This is a genomic window from Acinetobacter sp. P1(2025) (assembly GCF_051390655.1).
In the GTDB taxonomy this organism is placed as follows: Bacteria; Pseudomonadota; Gammaproteobacteria; order Pseudomonadales; family Moraxellaceae; genus Acinetobacter; species Acinetobacter junii.
Window position 1 is genome coordinate 1 of sequence record NZ_JBPKBJ010000162.1, and the last position, 937, is coordinate 937.

Genomic DNA, 937 nt, shown 5'->3' on the forward strand with positions numbered 1-937 from the left:
TGGCAAAAGAACTTATTTAGACCAATCATCAAAGACTTCATTGATGACTTTATTCTCGATAAAAATCATCTGCTACCACAGAGAATCTATAAATGATAGTGCGTAAGTCCTATAATCTATTATTTATATCTATGTAAATGATGAAAACTAGAATAACCAATTAAACAAATTTTCACTTAAACGATCAATTTTATAAACATTTAGATTAAAAATAGAACAAAAAACACGTCTGACTTTTAGCTATTATAAAAATTTGAGTTCAGAATTTTTACTAATTTTTAGATATATATTTGATTTATTTAAGCTTAATGATTTTTATAGCTCTTAGATTTAATATTAACTATGAAATAAAGTCACTAACTATTAGCGTATTTCTCCAGAGATACTCGAATTTAGCCAAAGTAGCGACAAAAATTGCTTCTCCACCAATATGCATAATAGCCAATATCGTCATTTCATGCCAAAACCACCATATTATAATCAAACAAATAATGCACCAAAATCCATTTGCTATCACAAGAATATTGATGAGAGTAGTTGATCGTCTTCTATAATTTACTAATATAAATGAATAACATGCATACAATAAGTTTGTACAACCAATGAAAATGATAATGTTTTTTGGTAAATGATAAATTTGACTCAACCATTGTGCTGCAAGCAAAACTATTAAACCGGCTAAAACAGCCGCACAACAATCTACCCATAAAATATTCTTTTGAATCATCATTATAAATAGTCTAAGTCTTTATTAGGATATTAGCATAAATCCTATTTTCTCTTTTCAATAAAAAACACCCCTAACCGTTAGGTTAGGGGTGTTTGTATTTAAAAGCTGGCGATGACTTACTCTCACATGGCAAACGCCACACTACCATCAGCGCGAAGAGGTTTCACTTCTGAGTTCGGGAAGGGATCAGGTGGTTCACTCTTGCTA

1 protein-coding gene and 1 rRNA gene are annotated in these 937 nt (G+C 30.2%); both read right to left on the reverse strand.

Annotation, left to right across the window (positions count from 1 at the left end; all coding sequences use genetic code 11):
- Positions 1-340: 340 nt before the first annotated feature.
- The gene (locus ACSC97_RS18170) at positions 341-730 is read right to left on the reverse strand and encodes a hypothetical protein (RefSeq protein ID WP_436662344.1); all 390 of its coding nucleotides are present in this window, start codon (positions 728-730) and stop codon (positions 341-343) included.
- Between the two features lie 103 nt (positions 731-833).
- Positions 834-937: ribosomal RNA gene (gene rrf, locus ACSC97_RS18175) — 5S ribosomal RNA — on the reverse strand; the annotation flags it as partial.